Raw genomic sequence first — 23,878 nt, forward strand, 5'->3', positions numbered from 1 at the left:
GCCGCGCCGTGGCAGTCCCGCGGCGTCCGCTCTGCCCGCTCGTTCTGGATCCACTTGTCCCAGGTGAGCCCGTCGCGGGTCCGGTAGGAGATCAGGTCGTCGCCCATGCCGTAACCGCCCTTGGTGTGGACGACGATCTCGTTCCCGACCGCCTCGACGGCGTAGGCGCTGTACGGCCAGTCATACGGCGCGGCGCTCGTCGCGGCCACGGCCAGCACGGCGGGCGGCACGACGAGGTACACCACCGCCTTGTGCACGGGGACCGGATGCCGGTACGCCCACCAGGCCGCCCAGAGCGCCGGCAGCGCCAGCAGGTCGGTCGGGTCGGCGAGCACCCTGGACGGCCCCCAGACCGCCGTCCACGCCTCGGAGGCCAGCCACGCGCCGGTCGCGGTCGTCTTGACCAGCGTGAACCCGACGCCGGTGACGGCGATGGAGACCTTCGCGCGCCCGACCACCAGATCGAGCAGCGCGGGGAAGAGGACCAGCCCGGCGACGTCGCTCAGCTTCCCGGTCACGAACCCGGGCCAGGCGGCTTTCAGCACATGGTCGTTGACGACGAGAACGACCATGGCCAGCACGGTCAGGGGCTGGCCGATCCAGGTATGCCGCACCACTTAAGGGAACGCGCCAAACCCGGCGAAACCGATACCCGTGATCGTTTTGGGACCGGATCGTACGTACGCCGATGCCCGGCCCAGGTGCCCGAAAGGCTTTCGCCGACACTCTGTGACCACATCGGAACGGTTTCGGGTATTTGCCGAGGTCGGGCATTTCCGACATCATCTGGGGGTTAGTCACGTACGACCCCGGAGGCTCCCTCATGCACCGTTCCTCGCTGCTCCTGGCGGCCGGTGTGCTCATCCTCGCGACCGCCTGCGCCCCCGAAGAGACGGCCACGCCCCCGGCGGCGGCCCCCAGCGGGACGGCTTCGGCCGCCGACGCGTGCGCGAAGGAGAGCCTCAAGCTCATCACGCCCGGCAAGCTGACCATCGGCACCGACAAGCCCGCGTACGAGCCCTGGTTCAAGGACGACGACCCCGCCAACGGGCAGGGCTTCGAGGGCGCGGTCGCCGCGGCCGTCGCCAAGGGGCTCGGGTTCACGCCGCAGGAGGTCGCCTGGGAGACCGTGCCGTTCGACTCCTCGTTCGCGCCCGGGCCGAAGAAGTTCGACTTCGACATCAACCAGATCTCCATCACGCCCGAGCGGGCCAAGGCGGTCGACTTCTCCGAGGGCTACTACACGGTCAAGCAGGCCGTCGTGACGCTCGGCGACTCGAAGTTCGCCGCCGCGGCGAACCTCGCGGCGCTGAAGGACGCCAAGATCGGCGTACAGGTCGGGACGACCGCGCTGAGCGCGGTGCGCGAGGTCATCCAGCCCGGCGTCGACCCGAGCGTCTTCAACCAGCAGATCGACGCCGTCAACGCGCTGAAGAACGAGCAGATCGACGCCATCGTGGTTGACCTGCCGACCGCGTTCTACGTCACCGCTGCCCAGGTCGAGGGGTCGAAGATCGTCGGGCAGTTCGCCTCGTCGAGCGGCGCCCCCGAGGAGTTCGGGCTGCTCTTCGAGAAGGGCAACACCCTCGTGAGCTGCGTCAACAAGGCGCTGGCCGAGCTCAAGTCGTCGGGTGAACTGGCCAAGATCGAGCAGCAGTGGCTGACCGCGGCCGCGGGCGCGCCCGAACTGTCGTGACGACCACCTGGGTCAAGAGCGACCGCCAGAAGGAGCGCGAGAAACTCCTAAGGACCCAGGGACGGCGATCGTTGTCGGCGGCGACGATCTCGACGGTCGCCGTGGTGGGCTTGGTCGTCGTCGGGCTGTACGCCTCGCCGGGCTGGCCCCGGGTCAGGGAGACGTTCTTCAGCTGGGACGCCATGGTCACGGCGCTGCCCGACATCCTCCAGGGCTTCCTGCTGAACGTGACGATCTTCCTGATCGCCGAGCCGGTCGTCTTGCTGCTCGGGCTCGGGGTGGCGCTGCTGCGCGGGCTGCGGTCGCCGGTGTTCTTCCCACTCCGGGTGCTGGCCGCCCTCTACACCGACGTCTTCCGCGGCATCCCGGTCGTGTTGATGATCTTCCTGGTCGGGTTCGGCGTCCCAGCGCTCCGGCTCCAAGGGGTGCCGAACGATCCGGTGGTGCTCGGGACGATCGGGCTGATCCTGTCGTACACCTCCTACGTCGCCGAGGTGTTCCGATCGGGGATCGACTCCATCCACCCCAGTCAGCGGTCCGCCGCGCGGTCGCTCGGGCTGTCGCACGGGCAGACGATGCGGTACGTCGTCGTCCCGCAGGCCGTCCGCCGGGTGATTCCACCGCTGCTGAACGACTTCGCGTCGCTCCAGAAGGACACCGCCCTCGTCGCGTTGCTCGGCCCGCTGGAGGCGCTGCGGCAGGCGCAGATCCACGCGGGCGAGATGTTCAACTACACCCCCTACGTCGCCGCCGCGCTGCTGTTCGTGGCGCTCACGGTGCCGCTGGCCCGCTTCACCGACCACCTGGCCGCCCGCGCGGCACGTCAGCGCGGAGGCGCGACATGACCCTCCTCACGATCGACGGGGTCTGGAAGCGGTACGGGGACCACGACGTCCTCAAGGGCGTCGACCTGACTGTCGACTCCCACGAGGTCGTCTGCCTCATCGGCGCCTCCGGCTCCGGCAAGTCGACCCTGCTGCGCTGCGTGAACCTGCTGGAGACCGTCGACGACGGCGCGATCACACTCGACGGTGTTGAGCTCACCGACGTCCGGGCCGACCCCGACGACGTGCGGAAGCGGATCGGGATCGTCTTCCAGGCCTACAACCTGTTCCCGCACATGACGGTGCTCGACAACATCACCCTCGCTCCCCGCAAGGTGCACGGCGTCGGCCGCGCCCAGGCCGAGGAGCAGGCGCGCGAGCTGCTGACCCGGTTCGGGCTGGAGTCGAAGGCCCGCGACTACCCCGACCGGCTGTCGGGCGGCCAGCAGCAGCGGGTGGCGATCATCCGGGCCATCGCGACGCAGCCCCGGCTGCTGCTGCTCGACGAGGTGACCTCGGCGCTGGACCCGACGCTGGTCAACGAGGTGCTCGGGGTGATCAGGGAGCTCAAGGCGTCGGGCATGACCATGATCCTGGCCACCCACGAGATGGGCTTCGCCCGCGACATCGCCGACACGGTCTGCTTCCTGGCCGACGGGGTGCTGCTGGAGCGCGGTCATCCCGACCAGATCTTCGGCGCGCCGAAGCACCCGCGCACCCGCGAGTTCCTGTCGCGCACGTGACCGGATCGGTCCGGGGCGGGACCCGATCCGGCCTGTTCTTCCGGTTTCCTAGCAGGTCAGACTGGTGGACATGAGCCGAGCGCTGATCGTCATCGATGTCCAGGAATCCTTCCGCGCCCGCCCCGAGTGGGACCTGATCGGCAACCCCAAGATCGCCGAGCCGGTCAACCGGCTGGTCCGGGCGGCCCGCTCGAAGGGCGACCTCGTCGTCTGGGTGCTGCACGAGGAAGAGGGCAGCGGCGGGGTGTTCGACCCCGCGTCGGGGCACGTCACGCTGCTGTCCGAGCTCGACCAGCCGGTGGCGGGGGAGCTGATCCTGCGCAAGTCGGCCCACAACGCGTTCACCACGACCAACCTCCAGCAGCGGCTCGTCGAGGCGGGGGTGCGCGAGCTGGTGGTGTGCGGGATCCGTACCGAGCAGTGTGTGGAGACGACCGCGCGCCTCGCCAGCGACCTGGGTTATCAGGTCGTCTTCGTCAGCGACGCGACCACCACCGAGGGCGTCGGCGGCTTCTCCCCCGACGAGATCGTGGCCCGCACCGAGGCGGTGCTCCGCGACCGCTTCGCCCGCATCGCGACGGTGTCCGAGCTGGTATGACCCTGGTCGTCTTCGCCCTGGTCGACGGCGTGCACCTGCTCGACCTGGCCGGTCCGGCCCAGGTGTTCGACACGGCCGGCTACCGCCTGGCCTACGTCGCCGACCAGCCGCAGGTCATGAGCGCCCAGGGCCTGCCCCTCGTGGCCGGGCAGGAGTGGCCCGCTCTGGGCGTGGACGACCTGGTCGTGGTGCCCGGCTGGCGCGGCGAGACCCGTCTGTCCGACCGCCTGCTCGCGGGCCTCGGGCGACACCACGAGTCGGGCGGCGTGGTGGCGAGCGTCTGCGCCGGCGCCCGCGCGCTCGGCGCGGCCGGCCTGCTCGACGGCCGCCGCTGCACCACCCACCACGACCTCCAGGACGACCTGGCCCGGCGCCACCCGAGGGCCACCGTCGTCCGCGACGTGCTGTTCACCGTGGACGACCGCGTCATCACCTCGGCCGGCATCGCCAGCGGCGTCGACCTGGCCCTCCACGTGGTCGCGACCCGCCACGGCCCGGCCAGGGCCGCCCAGGTGGCCCGCGAGATGGTCGTCTACGCCCGCCGCAACGGCACGGAACCGCAGGCCAGCGCCATGCTCCGGCACCGCGACCACCTCGACGACACCGTCCACGAGGTCCAGGACCTGATCGACACCCGCTTCACCGAACCCCTGCCGCTGTCCCGCCTGGCCGCCCACGCGGGCGTCAGCGAACGCACGCTGACCCGGCTGTTCACCCGCGCCACCGGCCTCACCCCATTGCGCTACCAGCAGGCGCTCCGGATGGAACACGCCGAACACCTGATCGGCCACGGCACGACGGTGGAGGCGGCGGCGAGAGAGGCGGGCTTCGACGACGCCCGCATGCTCCGCCGCCTCAGGGCTCGATCAGGCCGGCCCTGATCGCGTAGCGGGTCAGGTCGAGCCGGTCGCTCATGCCGAGCTTGGCCAGGATGTTGGCGCGGTGGCGGTCGACCGTCTTCGGGCTGATGACCAGGGTCTCGGCGATGGCCTTGGCCGAGTTGCCCTCGGCGATCAGCTTGACGATCTCCTCCTCACGCGGGGTGAGTATCTGGTCGGGCAGCGCCTCGCCCCGCCGGTGGCGGTGGAGGTAGTCGCGGATCAGCGCGGTGACCGCGCCCGGGTAGAGGAACGGCTCGCCGCGTACGGCGGCCCGGCAGGCCTCGATGAGGTCGCGGTCGGCGACCGACTTCAGTACGTAGCCCGAGGCGCCGGCCTTGAGCGACTCGAAGAAGTACTGCTCGTTGTCGTACATCGACAGGATCAGGATGCGGATGCCCGGCCACCGCCGGGAGATCTCCCTGGCGGCCTGGAGGCCGGTCATCCGGGGCATCGCGATGTCGAGCACGGCCAGGTCGACGTCCTCGTCCCGGCAGGCGTCGACCGCCTCCGCCCCGTCGGCGGCCTCGGCCACGACCTCCAGGTCGGGTTCGGCGTCGAGGATCAGGCGCACCCCCCGGCGCACCAGCGCGTGGTCGTCGGCCAGCAGGATCCGCGTCATCCGATCACCCCGGGTATCGTCAGCGTGACCTCGGTGCCCTGCTCCGACGTCACGGTCAGGCGGGCGCCGATCAGCAGCGCCCGTTCCTGCATACCCCGCATTCCGGCCCCGTCGGCACGCGCGCCGCCGACTCCGTCGTCTGCGATCTTCAGCACGAGGTCGCGGCCGTCGGGACGGAGCGTGAGCCGGACCGACGAGGCCTTGGAGTGGCGCACCACGTTCGTGAGGCTCTCCTGGGCGATGCGGTAGATGACCAGTTCGACCTCAGGGGTGAGCGGCGGCAGCGCCTCGATCCGGCGGGTGACGTCGACGGCGGGGGCCACGTCGGCGGTCAGCGCGGTCAGCGCGCTGTGCAGGCCGAGGTCCTCCAGCACCCCCGGGCGCAGCCGCCGGGCGACCTGCCTGACCTCGTCGAGGCTGCCCCGGACGGTGTCTCTGACCAGTTGCAGTTCCTCCGACAACTCGGCGGGGGCGCGGTCGGCGACCCGCTTCAGGCCGAGCAGCGCCACGGTCAGGCTCTGGCCGATCTCGTCGTGCAGCTCGCGGGCGATGCGCTGGCGTTCGTTCTCCTGGGCGGCCAGGGCGTGCGCGCTGGCCGACGACCGTTCGGTCTCCAGCCGTTCGAGCATCGTGTTGAAGGAGTCGATCAGGTAGGTCAGGTCGCCGTTCCCCCGGTCGACCGCCCGGTCGTGGGTGTGCAGGTCGACGCGGTGCATGAGGGCCGTGAGGGTGGTGAGCGGGGCCAGGCTGCGCCGCAGGAGCAGCGCGTTGGTGACCAGGATGATGGCCAGCCCCGCTCCCAGCACCAGGATCTCGCGGAGCAGGACCGGCGAGGACACCGTCGCGGGCGAGAACGCCAGCGCGAGCGTGCCGATCGTGAACACCGCGCCGTTGATCACGCACAGTCGCCAGAACAAGGGCCCCATGACTCCAGGTTGGCAAGCCTTGTCTGTTCTGTCCATGCAGGCTGCGCCGCCCCGAAGATGGGTGTCAGACCCCATAGTCGGACAAAAGGTTAGAGGGAAGACTGAAGGCGTTCCCAACTCCGGAGGTGACAGGCCGTGACCGAAATCTACGCGCCCTACCGTCCGGCGCGAGTGGATGGTGACATGCAAGCGCGCGACATCGCCGCGACCCTGCCGACCGTGACCTCGACCGACCCGGTCGTGCGCGCGGTTCGGATCATGGTCCTCAACCGGCTCCCCGGCCTCATCGTGGTCGACGGACAGAGCCGGCCCTGGACGGTGCTGCCGGGTACGCAGGTACTGCGGCTGGCGATACCGCTGAGCATCCACGAGGACCCCGCCCTGGCGCGGACGCTGGATGAGACCCATGCCGATGTGTTCTGGCAGGAGATCGGCAACCTGACCGTGGGCGACTGCCTGCCCAAACCCGTGGCCCGACCCGTGACCGTCCCGATGGGGGCGACGCTGCTGGAGATCGCCGCGCTGATGGCGCGGGCCCGCAGCCCGCTGGTGGCGGTGGTCCGCGACGACGGCACACTCCATGGCGCGATCACGCTCGAACGTCTGCTGATCAGCCTGTCCATCTGAGGCCTGACCTTTTCTGACTTGGGCGCCGGCGGCCGCGACTGTGCGGGCGGTCCCCGCCGGCGCCCAACCCCTCACCTGCCCGGAGGTCGTTTTCGCATGCCCACCGTTCCGCTGGCCAGGCCGGGATGAGCGCAATCCTCGCCGTCGCCGTCTTCGTGATCGCGTTCTACTTCATCGCCACGGAGAAGGCGAACAAGGTCAAGGTCGTTCTCATCGCCGCCGGGGTCATGACCGTCCTCGGATTCGCGCCCGGAGCGGAAGTGTTCTTCTCCGAGCATTCCGGCGTCGACTGGAACGTCATCTTCCTGCTGCTCGGCATGATGATCATCGTCGGGGTGGTCAAGCAGACCGGGTTGTTCGACTATCTGGCCATCTGGGCGGCGAAACGGTCACTCGGGCGGCCGTACCGGCTGATGGTCATGTTGATGGCCATCACGGCCGTCGCCTCGCCGTTCCTCGACAACGTCACCACGATCATGCTGGTCGCGCCGGTGACGGTGATGGTCTGCAATCGGCTGCGCATTCCGGCGCAGCCCTACCTGATCGCCGAGATCCTCGCCTCGAACATCGGCGGCGCCGCCACCCTGATCGGCGACCCGCCCAACATCATCATCGGCAGCCGCGCGGGCCTGACCTTCAACGACTTCCTGATCCACATGGCCCCGGCCGTCGTCGTGATCTTCGCGGCGTTCGTGCTGCTCACCTACCCGCTGTTCCGCAAGTCCTTCGAATACCACCCCGAGCACGTCGCGGCCGTCATGGCCCTCCAGGAGAGACGCGCGATCACCGACCGGCGCCTGCTGGTCAAGTCGCTCATCGTGATGGGCGGCGTGGTCGTCGCCTTCGGCCTGCACGCGGTCGTACACATCCAGCCGTCGATCATCGCGCTCGTCGGCGCCGGGGTGATGCTGCTGGTCACCAAGGTCGACCTCTCGGACGTGCTCAAAGAGGTCGAATGGCCCACGCTGGTCTTCTTCATGGGCCTGTTCGTGATGGTCGCCGGTCTCACCCACACCGGGGCGATCCGGGCGATCGGCGAGTGGACCGTGGACCTGTTCGGCCAGAACCACTTCGCCGCCGCCACGTCACTGCTGTTCGGCTCGGCCGTGCTGGGGGCGTTCTTCGACAACATCCCGTACGTCGCCACGATGGCCCCCGTGGTCGAGGGCATGGCCGCCGCCGCCCCCGACCCGCAGACCTCGCAGGCCCTGTGGTGGTCGTTCGCCTTCGGCGCCGACTTCGGGGGCAACGGCACGGCCGTCGCGGCCAGCGCCAACGTGGTCGCCATCGGCATCGCCGCCCGGACGGGCAACCCGATCTCGTTCTGGCAGTTCACCCGCTACGGGATCGTGGTGACCCTGCTCAGCACGACCATGGCGTGGGCGTACATCTGGCTTCGCTACTTCTGACGGTCCCTGCCGTGCGCCACGGGGCAGCCCTTGGCGGCGTACAGGAGGAACTGGGTCGACTCCTCGGCGGAGAAGTTGTCGTCGGAACCGATCACCAGGGTGCACTCACCGGTCTTCAGGCGCGGCCCCCAGGCCAGGCTCTCCAGGTTCTGCGTGGGCTCGGGCCGGTTGATGTCGAGGACCAGTGTCTTGCGGACCGGACGGTAGAACATGCGGGTCATCAGGCTGTCGCGGTGCAGGATGTTGGTCGCGCCGCGCAGGTCGATCTCGTAGAGCCGCACCCGGTAGTTGACGCCCTCGATCCACGACCGCTCCAGCGCCAGGTAGCGGTGGTCGTCGATGGCCAGCAGCTCCGACACCCCGCTGTCGGTGGCGCCCGTCGCCGGGATCGGGGCGGCGGGCAGCTTCTCGATCGGGTAGGCGTACTGGGCGCGGACCCGTCCCTCGCGGTTCCACACGGTGATGCGGGCGGGGGCGCCGCCGTCGACGGCCGGCGGGGTGCCGTCCTCGAAGCGCGGCCCCTCGACGATCGCGGTGATCCGGCGCTTGGTCAGCGTCAGGCCCTCGATGCCGAAGTTGCGGCGCGGCCCCCGGTTCTCGTCGGTCAGCAGCAGGTTGTCGGGCAGCTGGAGGCCTCGCACGTGCTCGCCCTGCCGGTTGACCCAGCGGATGAACTGCTGCGACAGCGGGATGGCGGTGTTCTGCGGGTCGGGCCGGTCACCTTCGCTCGACCAAAGGAGCTTGCGGGTCAGCGGGTCCCAGCGGATGCTCTCCGGGTCGGCCGAGTCGGGCTGCGCGTAGGCGGGGTAGGGCGAGCCGTCGGGCCGCTTCAGGGTGTAGACGCTCTTGAGCGAGACCCCGCGGAACTCACCGGTCCGCTTGTTGATGTCGAGTTTCCCGGTGTAGAACCGGGCCGGCTGGTAGCGCCAGCGGTCGTCGGAGATGAAATACCAGGTCCCGGTGGCCGGGTCGCGGTCGATCCCGGAGATCCCGCCGAACGTGGTGCCCTCGACCTGGGTCAGGTGCGGCAACCGCTGCTCACCGAGGAACCGGGTGATCCGGAAGTCCGGCCGGTCGGCCGCCAGGGCGGGCGGGGCCAGGCCGATGAGGGCCATGGCCATCAGGGCGATCCGGGCAAGATGGTGTCGCACGATTCTCCTCGTCCCCCGAACAATTCGATCGGGGTCATGAGATCGCGTACGACGGCGCAAGTCACGCGTGGAGATCCGGGCGTGCTTCCGCAATTCTCCGCAATTCGCGCCTAGCGGGACGGTTCCTTGACCTTCCCCTGATACTCACGGGAGTTCGGCGAACCGCTCCACGTCGTCGGTGCGCCCGGAGATCAGGATCACGTCGCCGTAGGAGAGTTCGGTGTCGGCGGTGGCGTACGTGAAATTCTCGTTCGGACTCTTCACGGCCACCACGGTGACCCCGTATTTGCGCCGCAGGTTCGACTCCCCGAGGGGGCGTCCCACGTATTCGCGCGGCGGGCGCGTCTTGCAGAGCGCGAAGTCGTCGTCGACCTGCATGTAGTCGAGCATGCGCCCGCTCACCAGCCGAGCCACCCGCTCGCCCATGTCGTTGTCGGGGAACACCACGTGGTGGACGCCGATGCGGCGCAGGATCTGGCCGTGCTGCTTGGTGATGGCCTTGGCCCAGATGTCCTCGATCTCCATCTCGACCAGCAGGGCGGCGGTCAGGATGCTGGCCTCCAGGCCGGTGCCGATCGCGACCACGGCCCGGTAGAAGTCGGGCACCCCGAGCTGCCGCAGCGCCTCCAGGTCGGTCGCGTCGGCGGTCGCCACGTGGGTGATGCTCCCGGCCAGGTGTTGCACGGTCTTGGGGTTGTTGTCGATGGCCAGCACCTCGGTGCCCCGGCGGGTGAGTTCGAGAGCCAGCGAGCTCCCGAACCGCCCCAGGCCGATCACCACGACGGCGTCGCTCTTGTCAGCCAACGATCACACGCTCCTCGGGAAGTTCGTAACGGCGGGTGCGTTCCTTCAGCGCCAGCGCCGAGCCAAGGGTGAGGGGTCCGATGCGCCCGATGAACATCAGGATCAGCAGCAGCACCTGCCCCGCCTGCGGCAGATCAGCCGTGATGCCGGTCGACAGGCCCACCACGCCGGTGGCCGACACGACCTCGAACAGCACCTCGCCCAGCGGGTGGGGGCTGATCACCAGCAGCACGTACGTCGACACGGCCACCAGCGCCGCGCTCATCGCCGTGATGACGATCGCCTGCCGCTGCACCGACGACGACAACCGCCGGTGCCCGACGTTGACGTGGTTCTCGCCGCGCATCTCGGCCCACACGACCAGGATGATGAGCCCGAAGGTGGTCACCTTGATCCCGCCGGCCGTGCCCGCGCTGCCGCCGCCGATGAACATCAGCAGTTCGGTGGCCAGCCAGCTCGACGGCTCCATCGAGGCGATGTCGATGCTGTTGAACCCGCCCGACCGCGGCATCACGGCGGTGAAGAACGCCGCCAGCAGCTTCCCGGGATCGTCGAGCGCGCCCAGCGTCTTCGGGTTGTGCCACTCGGCCGACAGGAAGACGAGTGTCCCGCCGGCCAGCAGGATGGTCGTGACGAACAGGGTGATCCGGGTCAGCACCGACCAGCGGCCGGGGTGCCGCCAGATCCGCACCAGCTCGAAGATGACGGGGAAGCCCAGGCCGCCGACGATGACCGCGACGGCGATGGTCAGGCAGATCCACGGATCGGTGGCGAACCTGATCAGGCCGTCGGGCCACAGGGCGAAACCGGCGTTGTTGAACGCCGAGATCGCATGGAAGAAGCCCAGGTAGGCGCCGCGCAGCACGGGTTCGTCGTAGGCGACGACGAACCGGACGGTCAGGATCGTGCCGGCGACCGTCTCGCAGAGCAGGCTGAACAACACGACGTTGCGGACCACCCGCCGCACGTCGCTCATGTTCATCGCGCGGGTCTCCACCTGCGCGATCATCTGGGTGCGCAGCTTCAGCCGCCGCGCGATCAGGACGGTGAACAGGGTGGCCAGGGTCATGATCCCGAGACCGCCCATCTTGATGAGCGCGGCGATCACGATCTCGCCGAACACCGACCAGTGGGCCGCGGTGTCGACCATGACGAGGCCGGTCACGCAGGCCGCCGAGGTGGCGGTGAACAGGGCCGGCATCAGCCCGGGTGAGGTGCCCGACGTCGTGGCGACGGGCAGCGACAGCAGCAGGGTGCCGACCAGGATGGCGAGGCCGAACCCGCCGACGACCACCCGAGCGGGATGGTGAAAGATCGACGGCCGGCGGACGCGCCGCGCCGTTAACAACCCAGCCATTGGAGAAACGCCTCCGGGAGCACGGCGTGATCGGCCCCCACGCTAACAGCAACCGCCGGGTTAGGGTGGATCGCATGGCTCCCCGGCACGCATCCAGCTTCGGCTGGTCCATGAGCGTGGTCCTGCGACGCTGGCAGCAGTTCGCCGACGAGACCTTCAAAGACCTCCCCCACGGTGCCCGCGGGTTCAACCTGCTGTCGGTGGTGGTGCACGAGGAGGTCCGCACCCAGGGCGCGCTCGCGACCAGGCTGGCCGTCGACCGGACCGTCCTGACCTATGTGATCGACGACCTGGAGAAGGCCGGGCTGATCGAGCGTCAGCCCGATCCGCGCGACCGGCGGGCCCGCCGGATCGTCGCGACCGAGCAGGGCCGCAAGGTCCAGGCCGAGGGCGAGGAGCGGATGGCCGACGCCGAGGAGCAGGTGCTCGGCGGCCTCACGGAAGACCAGCGGGAGGTCTTCCGCGAGTGCGCCGACCGCGCCGCGGAGGCGATCTACAACGCCTCTCCCGGCGCCGATCTGTGCGGGCCGTAGGTCAGGCGTACAGGAACCAGAACCACTGGTTGCCGCCCATGGTCTGGTAGACGCAGCGGTAGCTGGTCCACCAGCCCCACTGGATGCCCAGGTTGCCGCCGTTGTAGCAGTCGGCCTGGAGGTAGTAGGCGTACCGGATGCTGTCGGCCTGCGCGGGCGTGGCGGTGACGGAGACGGTGAGGAACACGCCGCTCACGAGAGCGACCGAGGCGAGCAGTTTGCGCATGGTGGTCCTCCTGGGGAGTGGGGGCCGGCACCCGGAATATCGCATCGGCGTCGGCCGTCTCCCAGGTGTGCGCCCCCGTGCCGGGCGGCGACCTCGCAGGATCGTGTCCCGCATGTGAAACCTTCAGCGGATCTTGAAGGTCTGACATATCGTCCAAAACGGAGGAATGATGCAGACCACTCTCATTCGGCTGGACCACTTACCGGCCGGCGAGCGGTTCGACTTCTGGTGGGAGGCCGTCGCCCAGTCCGTGGTGTCGGTGGACGCCGCCAGCGCCCAAGCCGCCGACTTCTGGGCCGAGATGACCGCCGTCGACCTCGGCCTGGTCCAGATCTCCCGGGTGCGCTCGGCGGAGTTCGAGGCCCGCCGGACCACCCGGCGCATCCGCCAGTCGGACCCGGAGTTCTACCAGCTCAACTACACCGTGAGCGGCAGGTCGGGCCTGGAGCAGCAGGGCCGCCAGTGCTCGCTGAGCACCGGCGACTTCACCCTGTACGACACCTCGCGGCCCTTCCACGCCTGGTCGGTGGCCACCCCGAGCCAGCCGCCCCACGGCATCGTGGTCCAGTTCCCGCACCGCGCCATCCCGCTGCCGACGGCCACGGTCGAACGTCTGCTCTGCCGGCCGATCCCCGGCCGCACCGGTGTCAACGGCCAGCTCGCCGGCCTGCTCATGCGGCTCGCCGGCCCCCGGCCCGCCCCGGCCCCGCTGACCACGACCATCCTGGAACTGATCACCGTCCTGCTGGCCGACCACGCCGGCGTCGCCAAGCCCGGGGACATCCCGCTGATCCGGGTCCAGGCCTTCGTCGAGGACCACCTGCCCGACTCCGGCCTGTCTCCCGCCTCGATCGCCCACGCCCACCACATGTCGCTGCGCAACCTCCAGCGCCTCTTCGAGCGCCAGGGCCTCACCGCGGCGAACTGGATCCGCGACCGCCGCCTGGCCCGCGCCCGCCGCGACCTGGCCGACCCGCGCTGCGACAACCTGGCGGTCCGGGCGATCGGGGCCCGGTGGGGGTTCCAGAACGACGCCCACTTCAACCGGACGTTCCGGGCGGCCTACGGGGTGTCGCCGGGGGCCTACCGGACGGGCCTGCGCTCGACTCTCACACGGTGAGAGGGTCCAGGCTGGTCCCGTGCGCCACTGTGAGACCACGACCCTGGGAGTGCTGCTCCGGCACGAAGGGCTCGACCTGTCCGAACCGATGATGTTCGGGCTCGGTTCGGGGTTGTCCTTCGTCTACTGGGACAGCAAGGCGATGCCGTTCCCCTTCCTGGGCGGCCGGGTCAGGCCGTTCGACCTCACCAGGAACCTGACCGCCCGGCTGGGCCTCACCCTGCGGGTCGAGGAGACCACCTCGCCCGCCAAGGCGTGGCGGAACGTGGCGACCTTCCTCGACGCCGGGCGCCCGGTCGGACTGCAGCTCGACTGCTACCACCTGGAGTACTTCCGGTCGAAGATCCACTTCGGCGGTCACGTCGTCGCCGCCCACGGCTACGACGAGCACGACGTCCACCTGATCGACACCGATCAGCAGGGCGGGCGGGTCCGCACCAGCCGCGCCAGCCTGGCCCTGGCGCGGGCCGAACGCGGCCCGATGACCGCCAGGAACCGCTCGTTCACCATCGAGATGCCGGAGAGCCCGGCGCCCTGGCGGGACCGGATCGTCCCGGCGATCAGAGACTGCGCCGAGGCCTTCCTCGCCGCGCCCATCACGAACCTCGGCCACCGCGGCATCGGGAAGGCCGCGAAGCTGGTGCCGAAATGGCGGCTGCCGGCCGAAGACCGGCGGCAGGTCGCCCTCCTCATGGAGCAGGCCGGAACCGGCGGCGCGCTGTTCCGCAACCTCTACCGCGACTTCCTCGGCGAGTGCCTGGAGACGGTCGACCGTCCGGAGATCCGCACCGCCCACGACCTGTACGCCGAGGCCGCGGCCCGGTGGACCGAGGTGGCCGCGCTGATCGAGCAGGGGCGTCTCGACGAGGCGGGCGCCGTTCTCGGCGACCTCGCCCGCGTCGAGGAGACCGCCATGCGGGCGCTGCGCCGGATGTAGCACCCAGGTCACGAACCCCTCAAGCTTGTTCCTCCTGTGGCGATATGTGGTTGTTTGTCTGAGTTGCTGGGGATGGGGGGCCTGTTCGGGAAGGGATGAGCGATGGGCACGCCGAAGGAGCCGTTCGCGCGGCTGATCCGGGAACTGGCCGGCCTTCTCCTGGCCCTCGTCGAACGCGCCCCCGCCGGGGAGTCGCCGATCGTCGTCCGGGAACGGCCGCACGCGAACGTCACCCGGCCGGTACGCCGCCTCACCCGCCCCGAGGGAGAAACGACCACCAGGGAGAGGTAACTCATGACGGTGCAGCCTGTGGGAAGCCGGCCGGGAGGCGGCGTTCAGAAGGGTTCCTCCGGCAACGGCCTGGCCGACGTCATCGACACGATCCTCGACAAAGGGCTCGTCATCGACGCCTATGTCAGCGTCTCGCTGATCGGCATCGAGATCCTGAGCATCGACGCCCGGATCGTCGTGGCGAGCGTGGACACCTACCTGCGTTTCGCCGAGGCGACGAACCGGCTCGACCTCACGAAGTCCCGGAAGCCGGGGCTTCCCGAGGTCGTCCAGACCGTCACGAGCGGCGGAGGCGGCCAGCAGGCCCCCCAGCCCGAACAGCTCGAACAGGCCAAGGAACGCAGCCCGCTGGAAGCCGCCGGCGACAAGCTGAGCGACTTCTCCGATGCGGTTCCCCGCCAGAGCAGGCAGGAGGGCTGACATGGACCAGTCGGCGACCTACATCTACGGCGTCGTCCCGCAGGACATCGAGGTCGACGCCGAGGCCACCGGGGTGGGCGACCCGCCCGCGCCCATCACGTCGATCCGCCACGGCAAGATCGCCGCTCTGGTGAGCGACGTCAGTACCGGCCGTCCGCTGGGCACGCCCAAGGACCTGTACGCCCACGAGCAGCTCCTCAACGCCACCGCCGCCGAGGTGCCCGTGTTGCCAATCCGCTTCGGCGCCGTGCTGGCCAGCCGCGAGGCCGTCGTCGAGGAGTTCCTGGCCCCGTACCACGACGAGTTCGCCGCCGCCCTCACCGAACTGGAGGGCCGCTCCCAGTTCGTGATCAAGGGACGTTTCGTCGAGGAGACGGTGCTCGGCGAGATCCTGGCCGAGAACCCCGAGGCGGCCCAGCTCCGCGAGGAGATCAGCACGCTGCCCGAGGACGCCGCCCGCGACCACCGCATCCGCCTCGGCGAGATCATCAACCAGTCGATCGAGGCCAAACGCGACGCCGACACGGCCGCCATGTGGGACCAGGTCGAACCCGTCACCGTCATGCAGACCGTTCGCCCGCCGTCGCACGAGCTCGACGCCGTGCACATGGCCGTACTGGTCGAGAACACCCGGCAGGACGACCTGGACCGCGCGGTCGAGGACCTCGCACGCAAGTGGGCCGACCAGGTCACGCTGAGCCTGTTCGGCCCGATGGCGCCGTACGACTTCATCGTCTCGCAAGAGCAGGACGGCGAGTGATGGGCCTGTTCACCTCGATCCTGGAACTGCCGCTGGCCCCGGTCAAAGGCGTGATCAGGCTGGGCGAACTGCTCCGCGACGAGGCCGAGCGCAAGATGCGCGACCCGACGGTGGCCAGGCGCGAACTGGAGCAGATCGAGGCGGCCCAGGCCGCGGGCGAGCTCACCGAGGAGGAGGCGTCCGAGGCGATGAACGCGGTCCTGCAGCGCATGATGCCGCCGGAGGGAGAGTGACCGATGGGCACCCTGACGGCCGTGACCGCGGGGGAGGCCGGAGTCAAGCTGATCTCCGGCCTCACCTCGAAGGAGGCGGAGGGCGTCACCCTCGTCGAACCGGCGGAGTCAGGCTGGCTGGTCGTCGTCGAGGTCGTCGAGGACCGCCGCATCCCCTCCTCCGGCGACATCCTGGCGCTGTACGAGGCCGACCTCGACAAGGAGGGCAACCTGCTGTCGTACCGCAGAAAGGCCAGGTACCGCCGAGGCACGGGAGGTTGATGAGATGACCGACGGCTCCCGCTACGCGCCGTCCGTACGCCCCGGCTCCCAGCCCGCCGCGCGCCGGGAACCCGCCAACCTCGGCGACATCCTCGAACGCGTCCTCGACCGGGGCGTGGTCATCGCGGGCGACATCCGCGTGAACCTGCTCGACATCGAACTGCTCACGATCAAACTCCGCCTGGTGATCGCCTCGGTCGACACCGCCAAGGAGATGGGCATCGACTGGTGGGAACACGACCCCTGGCTGACCGGCGACAGCAAGGCCCTCCAGGACGAGAACCGCCGCCTCCGCGCCCGCCTCGACGCCCTGGAGAACCGGTCACTCGAATCGGGAGACCACCATGACTGACACCGGCACCTACCTGTACGCGGTCACCGAAGAGACCCCTGCTTCCGGCCTGGAAGGCCTGCACGGCGTCGCCGACACCGAGGTGCGGACCATCCCGTGCGAGGGCCTGGTCGCCTACGTGAGCACCGTCTCCTTGGACGAGTTCGGCGCCGAGCCGCTGCGACGGTCGATGGAAGACCTCGACTGGCTCAGCGAGACGGCCGGAGCCCACCACCACGTGGTGGAGGAGGTCGCGGACCGAGCACCCGTGGCGCCCGTTCGCCTGGTGACGGTGTATCGCGGCGACGAACAGGTGAAAGACCTGCTTCGGGCGCGCCATGACGATTTCGTGGACGTCCTCTCCAGCGTGGCCGGGCGCCGGGAGTGGGGCGTGAAGGCGTACGTCGACCTGAGCGCCCCCGGCCCTGCCCAGACGGCGCCTTCGCTCGGCGGCCCGGGGACGGCCTACCTGAAGCGGCGCCAGGCCGGCCTGCGCAGCCGCGAGGAGGCGTGGCGACAGGCCGCCATGGAGGCGGAGCGGCTCCACGAGACGTTGTCGTCGATCGCGGTCGCCAGCCACCGGCATCGTGCCCAGGACCCTGAGCTGTCCGGGCGCAAGGAGGCGATGCTGCTCAACGGGGCCTACCTCGTCGAGAGATCCCGCGACGACGAGTTCCTGAAGACGGTCGACGACCTGCGCGACCGCGGCGTGGAGATCGAGCTGACCGGACCCTGGGCGCCCTACTCCTTCACCGACCTGGAGGTGCGCGGTGACGGTTGACGGCCCCCGCGGCGCCGCCCTGGCCGAACAGGGACGGCTCCCCGCTGAGCGGGTGGCCCTTGTCGACCTGCTGGACCGGTTGCTGGCGGGGGGCGTGGTGGTCAGCGGGGACCTGGTGTTGTCCATCGCGGACATCGACCTGGTGCGGATCTCGTTGCGGGTTCTGATCATGTCGGTGCGGGAGAACCTGGGGGAGGCATGAGCGAGCCTGTGCGGACTGCGCGGATGCGGATTCAGGCCGATTCCGAGGCCATGGAGCGGGATCTGTCGCGGTTGGTGCTGACGCTTGTCGAACTGGTGAGACAGCTGGTGGAGCGTCAGGCCATTCGGCGGATGGAGCAGACGGATCTGACGGATGAGCAGATCGAGGTGCTGGGGTTGACGTTGATGCGGCTGGAGGAGGCCATGACGGAGGTGTGTGAACGGTTCGGCCTTTCACCCTCTGAGCTCAACCTGGATCTCGGACCGCTGGGGACGTTGCTGCCACAGGAATAAGGCAGCCGGGCCGAGCACGCCCACTCGGGTCGCTCCTCGGCCCAGGAGCTCTTTCCGTCCTCGGTCAGCAATCGCTCGCCATCTCCGCGGGGCCACAACACCGCGGCCATGCAGTTCAGCCTTACCCGTTCTTCTCCGCGGGCCACAACACGGCGCGCACGTCGTGGGGCAACCGGGCGAGCAGATGCATGACCGGCGCTTCGGAGAGCTCTCCGCAGAGGAATTCCGTGACCGCGGGAGCGAGCTTCGGGACGTCGTGGAGGGCGATGCGGCCGGAGCGGGCGAAGTATTCGATGAACTCCTCCCGGCTGCGGCGAATCGGCACCCGGTTGGGATCCCAGCCGTTGTAGTACACCCCGCGCAGCAGATCGGGCAGTTGCGCGGCGAAATTGGCCCCGTTCTGGACGGTCAGCCCGTCCCTGACCGCGTGCAGCCAGGCCCTCAGCACACGCTGGGAGAAGTCACGATCTTCGGTGCCGATCGCCTCGGAGAGGTGGGCCAGCCACCGATTGGTGGTCTGGACGGTGTGCTCGATGCTCTGTACTCGTGTGTGCGACATTGTCTCCCCCGGGATGTCGTGTCGCTCTCACCGGTTCGGATGATCTCAGGCGCGAAACGGCCAGGTGGTTCCCCCTGTTCATCCCCTCACCTTCGCTTCTTACCCAGCCGGAAGACGGTCGGCGAACCAGTCACGCGCCAGGCTGGCGACGATTTCCAGCGCCCCGGGCTCTACGAACAGGTGAGTGGCGTCAGGCACGATCTCCAGGCGGTTCTCGCAACGCAACCGCTGCCGCGCCCACCGGTTGAGATCGAGCACCGGTTCGTCCCGGCCGCCCACGATCAGCAACGTCGCCGCACGCACCGCCGGCAGACACGGCCCCGCCAGATCGGGCCGCCCGCCCCGGGACACGACGGCGGCCACCTGGTTGCCGGGCTCCGCCGCCGCCCACAACGCGGCCGCCGCCCCGGTGCTGGCCCCGAAGTAGCCGATCGGCAACCCCGCCACCCGAGGCTCGTCAGCCAGCCAGGTCGTCACCCGCCCGAGCCGCCCGGCCAGCACCTCGATGTCGAACACGTTGACACGATCACGCTCCTCCTCGACGGTGAGCAGGTCGAAAAGGAAGGTGGCCAAGCCCGCCTGATTGAGCACCGAGGCCACGTACCGGTTGCGCGGACTGTGCCGGCTGCTGCCGCTCCCGTGCACGAACGCCACCACCCCCACGGCGTTCTCCGGGACGACGAGCCGCCCCGGCAGGCGGACGGGGCCGACGTCCACCATCACATCCAGCTGATCGGAAGCCCGCCGCAGCAGCTCGACCACCTGCTCGTCGGTGGTCTGCGTGAAATCCGAGTAGCAGACGCCGATGCCCCAAAGGGCGGAGGGCGTCTCCAGGCAGATCACCTCATCGGCGTCCTGACGCAGCCTCGCGAGCACGTCCGGAGTGCCGACCGGAACCGCCAAGACCACCCGCGCGGCCCCGTACGCCCGAGCCACCTGGCAGGCGGCCTGAGCCGTGCCTCCCGTGGCGACCCCGTCGTCCACGATGACGACCGTCCGGCCCGCCAGATCGAGCGGCCCCCGACCGGGCCGGAAGCGGCGCGCCCGAGCCTGCACCTCCTGCCGCTCACGCTCCTCCACCGTCGCCATGTCCTTCTCCGCCACACCGGTCATTCGTACGACCGCCGGGTTGACTACGCGTACGCCACCCTCACCGATCGCGCCGAACCCGAGCTCGGGTTGGACCGGCACCCCCAGCTTGCGGACCACGATCACATCCAGCGGCGCACCCAGGGCCCGCGCCACCTCGAACGCCACGGGCACACCACCCCGAGGCAACCCGAGGACGACCGGCTTCTCCTCGACAAGCCCGGCCAGACGTTCCCCCAGCCGAACACCGGCCTCATGACGATCGCCGAACATCGCCATAACCGCCTCCTCAGCACTTCCGCCTGTGCCCCGCGTCGGTGACGAAGGCCCCTCTCTCTTCACCATTAGGCCTCGGGGGGTGCGGTGGGCAGGATCTAAGGGCCCAGTTCGCGAGCGGCAGACGACGGTGTGGCAGCCGGGGTTGACCAATTTCGTGCCGCGGCTGACGACGCGTGCGATTTTGGCTGTCCATACGAATGGCGACCCCGCGCTCGGTGACCTCGATCGAGCAGTCGGCCACGACCGAGGCATGGGTGACGCTTGTCGGTATCACCAGGGTGGTCATGCGTCCATGGGGACGCCGAGAGGAATCAGGAGATCTTGCCTGGTCGAGGGTGTCGCCTTGGTATTTTCTTGATCGACGAGGAGGCGTGGGCGAGCCTTTCGGTAAGCGTTGAAGGTCCGTATCCAAGGAGGATCATGCGTTACTGGCTCCTGACCTGGAATCCCAAGACCTTCGACCTGGCCGCCGCTCGTCGAGATGGCCAGCCGATCGGAGACTGGCGGGTGGGGAGGTTCCGTGACGAACTCCAGGTAGGCGATCGCTTCCTCTTCTGGCGCTCGGGCAGCGGTGGCATCGCGGCACTCGGACGGATCGGCGGCGTGCCGGTGTTCAAGCCGGTGCCATCCCCGGACTACTGGACCGAGGTACCTGAGCAGGCCTGGTTCGTGCCGATCGAGATTGAGCAGTGGCTCGATGTCGACATCACCTTCGGGCAGCTTCGAGCCGACAAGCGGTTCGAGGGAATGGGTTTCATCAGGATGCCCGGGGCGGCCAATCCGCACCCGGTCACCGAGGCGCAGTGGGAAGCCTTCATGTCTCACCTCTAACCCCGCTGGGCAGGTGCGAGAGCCCGCCCAGGGGATCCCTGGACAGGCTTTTCGTGCCACATCTGCGAGAGCGTGGCGGAATGCCTGGCACCGCACCTGCATATGGCCCTGCGCGGCACCCCTGTCCCGCGCGGACATCCGCGCTCTCGCGGCGGCCACCTGTCACCGTGCCGAGGCGGAAGCCTGGCTCGCGGGGTAACAAAAGTCCTGGTCGCCTCTTCGGCTGACCAGGACTCCATGGAATTACGGTTTGTGTCCGAGGGGGGACTTGAACCGTTCGCCTATCTTTTGGAGTCGCTAAGCCAGGGATGTCTGGATCTTTGATGACCATCTATGCCTCGGGCCTTGGGATGAGTCGCGCAACAGGCGTTGTGACCCCTCGTAGGGGCGATGAGGACCCGCCAGGGCCTGCTGGTCCACGAGAGTGAGATGCTGCGACCCCTCGCAGGGGCGATGAGGACGCGGGCTTGTTATATGCGCCATAACCGGCCCCACATGTTGCGACCCCTCGCAGGGGCGATGAGGACCGCGGACCTCCGGGCTATCGAGGCGGCGTGGATGAGTTGCGACCCCTCGCAGGGGCGATGAGGACTTCGAGAGGGCCTATGGGTAGGCGCATTTGCGCCGGTGTTGCAACCCCTCGCAGGGGCGATGAGGACACCGGCACCATCCCCACGAACGCCTGGTGGCGGGCGTTGCGATCCCTCGCAGGGGCGATGAGGACCCGCACTGCTCCACATGGCCATGGGTGGCGAGATGTTGCGACCCCTCGCAGGGGCGATGAGGACCTCCGCGGCGCCGGATACAGCGTCCAGTCCTTCGGGTTGCGACCCCTCGCAGGGGCGATGAGGACGCGCACCGGACATTGTCGAACAGCACAAGGGGATTGTTGCGACCCCTCACAGGGGCGATGAGGACCTCGCCCGCGGCATCGCCCGCAGCCTCCTCGACGAGTTGCGACCCCTCGCAGGGGCGATGAGGACGACGGCCGGTCTTTCATGGACCCGATCGCCCAGACGTTGCGACCCCTCGCAGGGGCGATGAGGACTCCTTCTCGGGAAGCTGGCCCAAGTGGGGTACGACGGTTGCGACCCCTCGCAGGGGCGATGAGGACGAGGGCCTGGCGGTGCATCCGGCAGGCCGTGGCAGTTGCGACCCCTCGCAGGGGCGATGAGGACCGGCAAGGTCATCGCCTCCACCAAGGCTTCGAGGTGTTGCGACCCCTCGCAGGGGCGATGAGGACGTGGGTGCGGTCATGGTGGTCATGACCATGCGGCAGAGTTGCGACCCCTCGCAGGGGCGATGAGGACCTGTTCCGGGCGTTCATCCGCGCCAGCGATGACCCGTTGCGACCCCTCGCAGGGGCGATGAGGACGGCTGCCGGGCATGACACCTGGGAGATCGAGCGTCGGGGTTGCGACCCCTCGCAGGGGCGATGAGGACTCGGCCGTTCGGCCGATCCTGGCGGTTGCGACCCCTCGCAGGGGCGATGAGGACCGTTCGGCGGCCGGTGATCCAGCCGAGCCCGAACAGTTGCGACCCCTCGCAGGGGCGATGAGGACCGACGGCGGAGATGTACGCGTCCTGGGGCAACACGTTGCGACCCCTCGCAGGGGCGATGAGGACCGATCACCCGCTCCAGTCGACCGACACCAACACGCTGTTGCGACCCCTCGCAGGGGCGATGAGGACCGCCGGGGTCCCGCTGGTCGGACACAACATCCGGTAGTTGCGACCCCTCGCAGGGGCGATGAGGACCGAGGTCCATCGGCACCCGGCGCGGCTGCCCGTTCGGGTTGCGACCCCTCGCAGGGGCGATGAGGACCTCAATGAAGTCGCTCTCGTCGAGCGCGTCGATCTGGTTGCGACCCCTCGCAGGGGCGATGAGGACCTCAATGAAGTCGCTCTCGTCGAGCGCGTCGATCTGGTTGCGACCCCTCGCAGGGGCGATGAGGACCCCGACCCCGAACAAGCCCGAGCAGACGGCACTGTTGCGACCCCTCGCAAGGGCGATGAGGACTTGGCTCATTCAGGCGCGCAGGTACCACCTGCGACAGTTGCGACCCCTCGCAGGGGCGATGAGGACAGGGCGCATGTATCCGGGCGCCGCGACGGAGCCGCCGGGTTGCGACCCCTCGCAGGGGCGATGAGGACATCACGGCCGGCATTCTCGCCCACCTGCTGACGCTGTTGCGACCCCTCGCAGGGGCGATGAGGACGGCCGCCTGGCCGAGGAGCCGCCCGCGTGGGCGATGTTGCGACCCCTCGCAGGGGCGATGAGGACCGGAGACCGCTCATGCGACCACTGCTGGGTGACCCTCAAGTTGCGACCCCTCGCAGGGGCGATGAGGACCCGGCCGCCTTGGCGAGCGTGGCCGCGTCCACGTCGGCCGGTTGCGACCCCTCGCAGGGGCGATGAGGACGCGTGGACGTCGTCCAGACGAAACCACCGTTCGGTGTTGCGACCCCTCGCAGGGGCGATGAGGACCGTCGAGAGCCTCATGGCGGAGCTGCGGCGCATGTTGCGACCCCTCGCAGGGGCGATGAGGACATCAGGTCCTGCACGTTCCCGCCGGCGTCCAGCCAGTTGCGACCCCTCGCAGGGACGATGAGGACATCGCCCACATCCGCTCCTGCACCACCTGCGGCTGGTTGCGACCCCTCGCAGGGGCGATGAGGACCACGTAGCAGCGCTTCCAGGTCTGCCGCTTCGGTGTGTTGCGACCCCTCGCAGGGGGCGATGAGGACGAGTTCGGGGGCGGGGACGTCCCAGGTGCCGGTGTGTTGCGACCCCTCGCAGGGGGCGATGAGGACCGCCGCGGAGGGGATGGCGACCAAGAGGCAGCGCAAGTTGCGACCCCTCGCAGGGGCGATGAGGACTCGGTGTATCCGGTGGGGACGGCGCTGGCCATCAGTTGCGACCCCTCGCAGGGGCGATGAGGACCTGGCACGACGTCGCGCCGCGGTTCCTGGAGGTCGTGTTGCGACCCCTCGCAGGGGCGATGAGGACCGGTGAGCCGTCCCCGTCAGGGATCCACAACTGGTTGCGACCCCTCGCAGGGGCGATGAGGACATCCACACGTTCCTGCTGGCACCA

At 69.2% G+C, this 23,878-nt stretch carries 29 protein-coding genes and 2 CRISPR repeat arrays (1 of these 31 cut by a window edge); of the genes, 21 read left to right on the forward strand and 8 right to left on the reverse strand.

The window, feature by feature from the left end:
• Positions 1–249 precede the first annotated feature (249 nt).
• From QSK34_RS14675 to QSK34_RS14700, 6 genes are all read left to right on the forward strand, one after another.
• Positions 250–621: a hypothetical protein gene (locus tag QSK34_RS14675; RefSeq protein ID WP_285584344.1), complete on the forward strand. Its 372-nt coding sequence runs from the start codon at positions 250–252 to the stop codon at positions 619–621.
• A 202-nt stretch (positions 622–823) separates the two neighbouring features.
• Positions 824–1,696 (forward strand): ABC transporter substrate-binding protein, encoded by an 873-nt coding sequence (locus QSK34_RS14680; protein WP_161480792.1) that lies wholly within the window; start codon positions 824–826, stop codon positions 1,694–1,696.
• A complete protein-coding gene (locus tag QSK34_RS14685) occupies positions 1,693–2,541 on the forward strand; it encodes an amino acid ABC transporter permease (protein WP_285584345.1) in 849 nt (282 codons plus the stop codon). Before QSK34_RS14680 ends, QSK34_RS14685 begins: the two co-directional genes overlap by 4 nt.
• The gene (locus QSK34_RS14690) at positions 2,538–3,263 is read left to right on the forward strand and encodes an amino acid ABC transporter ATP-binding protein (protein WP_161480794.1); all 726 of its coding nucleotides are present in this window, start codon (positions 2,538–2,540) and stop codon (positions 3,261–3,263) included. The genes QSK34_RS14685 and QSK34_RS14690 overlap by 4 nt, the downstream gene beginning before the upstream one ends.
• A 70-nt stretch (positions 3,264–3,333) precedes the next feature.
• Positions 3,334–3,861 carry a cysteine hydrolase family protein gene (locus QSK34_RS14695; RefSeq protein WP_285584347.1) on the forward strand — a complete coding sequence of 176 codons (528 nt, stop codon included), beginning with the start codon at positions 3,334–3,336 and terminating at the stop codon, positions 3,859–3,861.
• Positions 3,858–4,742, forward strand: coding sequence for a GlxA family transcriptional regulator (locus QSK34_RS14700; protein WP_285584349.1), 885 nt, complete (start codon positions 3,858–3,860; stop codon positions 4,740–4,742). Before QSK34_RS14695 ends, QSK34_RS14700 begins: the two co-directional genes overlap by 4 nt.
• Here the strand turns inward: QSK34_RS14700 and QSK34_RS14705 are convergent.
• A complete protein-coding gene (locus QSK34_RS14705) occupies positions 4,717–5,361 on the reverse strand; it encodes a response regulator (protein WP_030452753.1) in 645 nt (214 codons plus the stop codon). The genes QSK34_RS14700 and QSK34_RS14705 overlap by 26 nt on opposite strands.
• Positions 5,358–6,287 (reverse strand): sensor histidine kinase, encoded by a 930-nt coding sequence (locus QSK34_RS14710; protein ID WP_285584352.1) that lies wholly within the window; start codon positions 6,285–6,287, stop codon positions 5,358–5,360. The genes QSK34_RS14705 and QSK34_RS14710 overlap by 4 nt, the downstream gene beginning before the upstream one ends.
• A gap of 135 nt (positions 6,288–6,422) precedes the next feature.
• Between QSK34_RS14710 and QSK34_RS14715 the strand changes: the two genes are divergently transcribed.
• Positions 6,423–6,914 (forward strand): CBS domain-containing protein, encoded by a 492-nt coding sequence (locus QSK34_RS14715; RefSeq protein ID WP_285584354.1) that lies wholly within the window; start codon positions 6,423–6,425, stop codon positions 6,912–6,914.
• Between the two features lie 125 nt (positions 6,915–7,039).
• Positions 7,040–8,323, forward strand: coding sequence for an ArsB/NhaD family transporter (locus QSK34_RS14720; protein ID WP_285584356.1), 1,284 nt, complete (start codon positions 7,040–7,042; stop codon positions 8,321–8,323).
• On the opposite strand, the gene QSK34_RS14725 is transcribed toward QSK34_RS14720, so the two are convergent.
• The 3 genes from QSK34_RS14725 to QSK34_RS14735 form a co-directional block, all read right to left on the reverse strand.
• Complete coding sequence (locus QSK34_RS14725; protein ID WP_285584359.1) at positions 8,314–9,474, reverse strand: esterase-like activity of phytase family protein; 1,161 nt, start codon at positions 9,472–9,474, stop codon at positions 8,314–8,316. The genes QSK34_RS14720 and QSK34_RS14725 overlap by 10 nt on opposite strands.
• Positions 9,475–9,618: 144 nt before the next feature.
• Positions 9,619–10,278, reverse strand: coding sequence for a potassium channel family protein (locus QSK34_RS14730; RefSeq protein WP_202610178.1), 660 nt, complete (start codon positions 10,276–10,278; stop codon positions 9,619–9,621).
• Positions 10,271–11,635: a TrkH family potassium uptake protein gene (locus QSK34_RS14735; RefSeq protein ID WP_285584363.1), complete on the reverse strand. Its 1,365-nt coding sequence runs from the start codon at positions 11,633–11,635 to the stop codon at positions 10,271–10,273. Before QSK34_RS14735 ends, QSK34_RS14730 begins: the two co-directional genes overlap by 8 nt.
• Before the next feature lie 74 nt (positions 11,636–11,709).
• On the opposite strand from QSK34_RS14735, the gene QSK34_RS14740 reads away from it, so the two are divergent.
• Positions 11,710–12,168 carry a MarR family winged helix-turn-helix transcriptional regulator gene (locus QSK34_RS14740; RefSeq protein WP_285584365.1) on the forward strand — a complete coding sequence of 153 codons (459 nt, stop codon included), beginning with the start codon at positions 11,710–11,712 and terminating at the stop codon, positions 12,166–12,168.
• 1 nt (position 12,169) lies between these two features.
• On the opposite strand, the gene QSK34_RS14745 is transcribed toward QSK34_RS14740, so the two are convergent.
• On the reverse strand, positions 12,170–12,394 hold the full coding sequence (locus QSK34_RS14745) for a hypothetical protein (RefSeq protein ID WP_285584368.1): 225 nt from the start codon (positions 12,392–12,394) through the stop codon (positions 12,170–12,172).
• A gap of 169 nt (positions 12,395–12,563) precedes the next feature.
• Between QSK34_RS14745 and QSK34_RS14750 the strand changes: the two genes are divergently transcribed.
• The 11 genes from QSK34_RS14750 (at position 12,564) to QSK34_RS14800 (ending at position 18,023) form a co-directional block, all read left to right on the forward strand.
• Positions 12,564–13,514, forward strand: coding sequence for an AraC-like ligand-binding domain-containing protein (locus QSK34_RS14750; protein WP_285584372.1), 951 nt, complete (start codon positions 12,564–12,566; stop codon positions 13,512–13,514).
• Positions 13,515–13,533: 19 nt separating this feature from the next.
• Positions 13,534–14,451 (forward strand): BtrH N-terminal domain-containing protein, encoded by a 918-nt coding sequence (locus QSK34_RS14755; RefSeq protein ID WP_285584376.1) that lies wholly within the window; start codon positions 13,534–13,536, stop codon positions 14,449–14,451.
• A gap of 102 nt (positions 14,452–14,553) precedes the next feature.
• Positions 14,554–14,742, forward strand: coding sequence for a hypothetical protein (locus QSK34_RS14760; protein WP_285584380.1), 189 nt, complete (start codon positions 14,554–14,556; stop codon positions 14,740–14,742).
• A gap of 3 nt (positions 14,743–14,745) precedes the next feature.
• Positions 14,746–15,162 carry a gas vesicle protein GvpJ gene (gene gvpJ / locus QSK34_RS37925; protein WP_285584385.1) on the forward strand — a complete coding sequence of 139 codons (417 nt, stop codon included), beginning with the start codon at positions 14,746–14,748 and terminating at the stop codon, positions 15,160–15,162.
• A 1-nt stretch (position 15,163) separates the two neighbouring features.
• Positions 15,164–15,922, forward strand: a complete 759-nt coding sequence (locus QSK34_RS14770; RefSeq protein WP_285584388.1) for a GvpL/GvpF family gas vesicle protein — start codon at positions 15,164–15,166, stop codon at positions 15,920–15,922.
• Entirely contained in the window at positions 15,922–16,155 is a 234-nt protein-coding gene (locus tag QSK34_RS14775) for a gas vesicle protein GvpG (RefSeq protein ID WP_161480807.1), read from the forward strand. The genes QSK34_RS14770 and QSK34_RS14775 overlap by 1 nt, the downstream gene beginning before the upstream one ends.
• 3 nt (positions 16,156–16,158) lie before the next feature.
• Positions 16,159–16,416, forward strand: coding sequence for a gas vesicle protein GvpO (gene gvpO, locus QSK34_RS14780; protein ID WP_030452768.1), 258 nt, complete (start codon positions 16,159–16,161; stop codon positions 16,414–16,416).
• Between the two features lie 4 nt (positions 16,417–16,420).
• On the forward strand, positions 16,421–16,768 hold the full coding sequence (locus QSK34_RS14785) for a gas vesicle protein (RefSeq protein ID WP_161480808.1): 348 nt from the start codon (positions 16,421–16,423) through the stop codon (positions 16,766–16,768).
• Complete coding sequence (locus tag QSK34_RS14790) at positions 16,761–17,528, forward strand: GvpL/GvpF family gas vesicle protein (protein ID WP_285584402.1); 768 nt, start codon at positions 16,761–16,763, stop codon at positions 17,526–17,528. The genes QSK34_RS14785 and QSK34_RS14790 overlap by 8 nt, the downstream gene beginning before the upstream one ends.
• On the forward strand, positions 17,518–17,730 hold the full coding sequence (locus QSK34_RS14795; RefSeq protein ID WP_137247953.1) for a gas vesicle protein: 213 nt from the start codon (positions 17,518–17,520) through the stop codon (positions 17,728–17,730). Before QSK34_RS14790 ends, QSK34_RS14795 begins: the two co-directional genes overlap by 11 nt.
• On the forward strand, positions 17,727–18,023 hold the full coding sequence (locus tag QSK34_RS14800) for a gas vesicle protein K (protein ID WP_137247954.1): 297 nt from the start codon (positions 17,727–17,729) through the stop codon (positions 18,021–18,023). The genes QSK34_RS14795 and QSK34_RS14800 overlap by 4 nt, the downstream gene beginning before the upstream one ends.
• A gap of 121 nt (positions 18,024–18,144) precedes the next feature.
• Here the strand turns inward: QSK34_RS14800 and QSK34_RS14805 are convergent, their stop codons facing one another.
• The gene (locus tag QSK34_RS14805) at positions 18,145–18,582 is read right to left on the reverse strand and encodes a DUF2267 domain-containing protein (protein WP_285584406.1); all 438 of its coding nucleotides are present in this window, start codon (positions 18,580–18,582) and stop codon (positions 18,145–18,147) included.
• Positions 18,583–18,681: 99 nt separating this feature from the next.
• Entirely contained in the window at positions 18,682–19,950 is a 1,269-nt protein-coding gene (locus QSK34_RS14810; protein WP_285584408.1) for a phosphoribosyltransferase, read from the reverse strand.
• A 420-nt stretch (positions 19,951–20,370) separates the two neighbouring features.
• Here QSK34_RS14810 and QSK34_RS14815 point away from each other — a divergent pair, with 420 nt between their 5' ends.
• Positions 20,371–20,781 carry an EVE domain-containing protein gene (locus QSK34_RS14815; protein WP_285584410.1) on the forward strand — a complete coding sequence of 137 codons (411 nt, stop codon included), beginning with the start codon at positions 20,371–20,373 and terminating at the stop codon, positions 20,779–20,781.
• A gap of 368 nt (positions 20,782–21,149) precedes the next feature.
• Positions 21,150–23,463: direct repeats of the CRISPR family, unit length 30 nt; unit sequence GTTGCGACCCCTCGCAGGGGCGATGAGGAC.
• A gap of 168 nt (positions 23,464–23,631) precedes the next feature.
• A CRISPR array of direct repeats spans positions 23,632–23,878; the repeat unit is 30 nt; unit sequence GTTGCGACCCCTCGCAGGGGCGATGAGGAC; it runs 438 nt beyond the window's last position.

The organism is Herbidospora sp. NBRC 101105, from assembly GCF_030269205.1.
GTDB lineage: Bacteria > Actinomycetota > Actinomycetes > Streptosporangiales > Streptosporangiaceae > Herbidospora > Herbidospora solisilvae.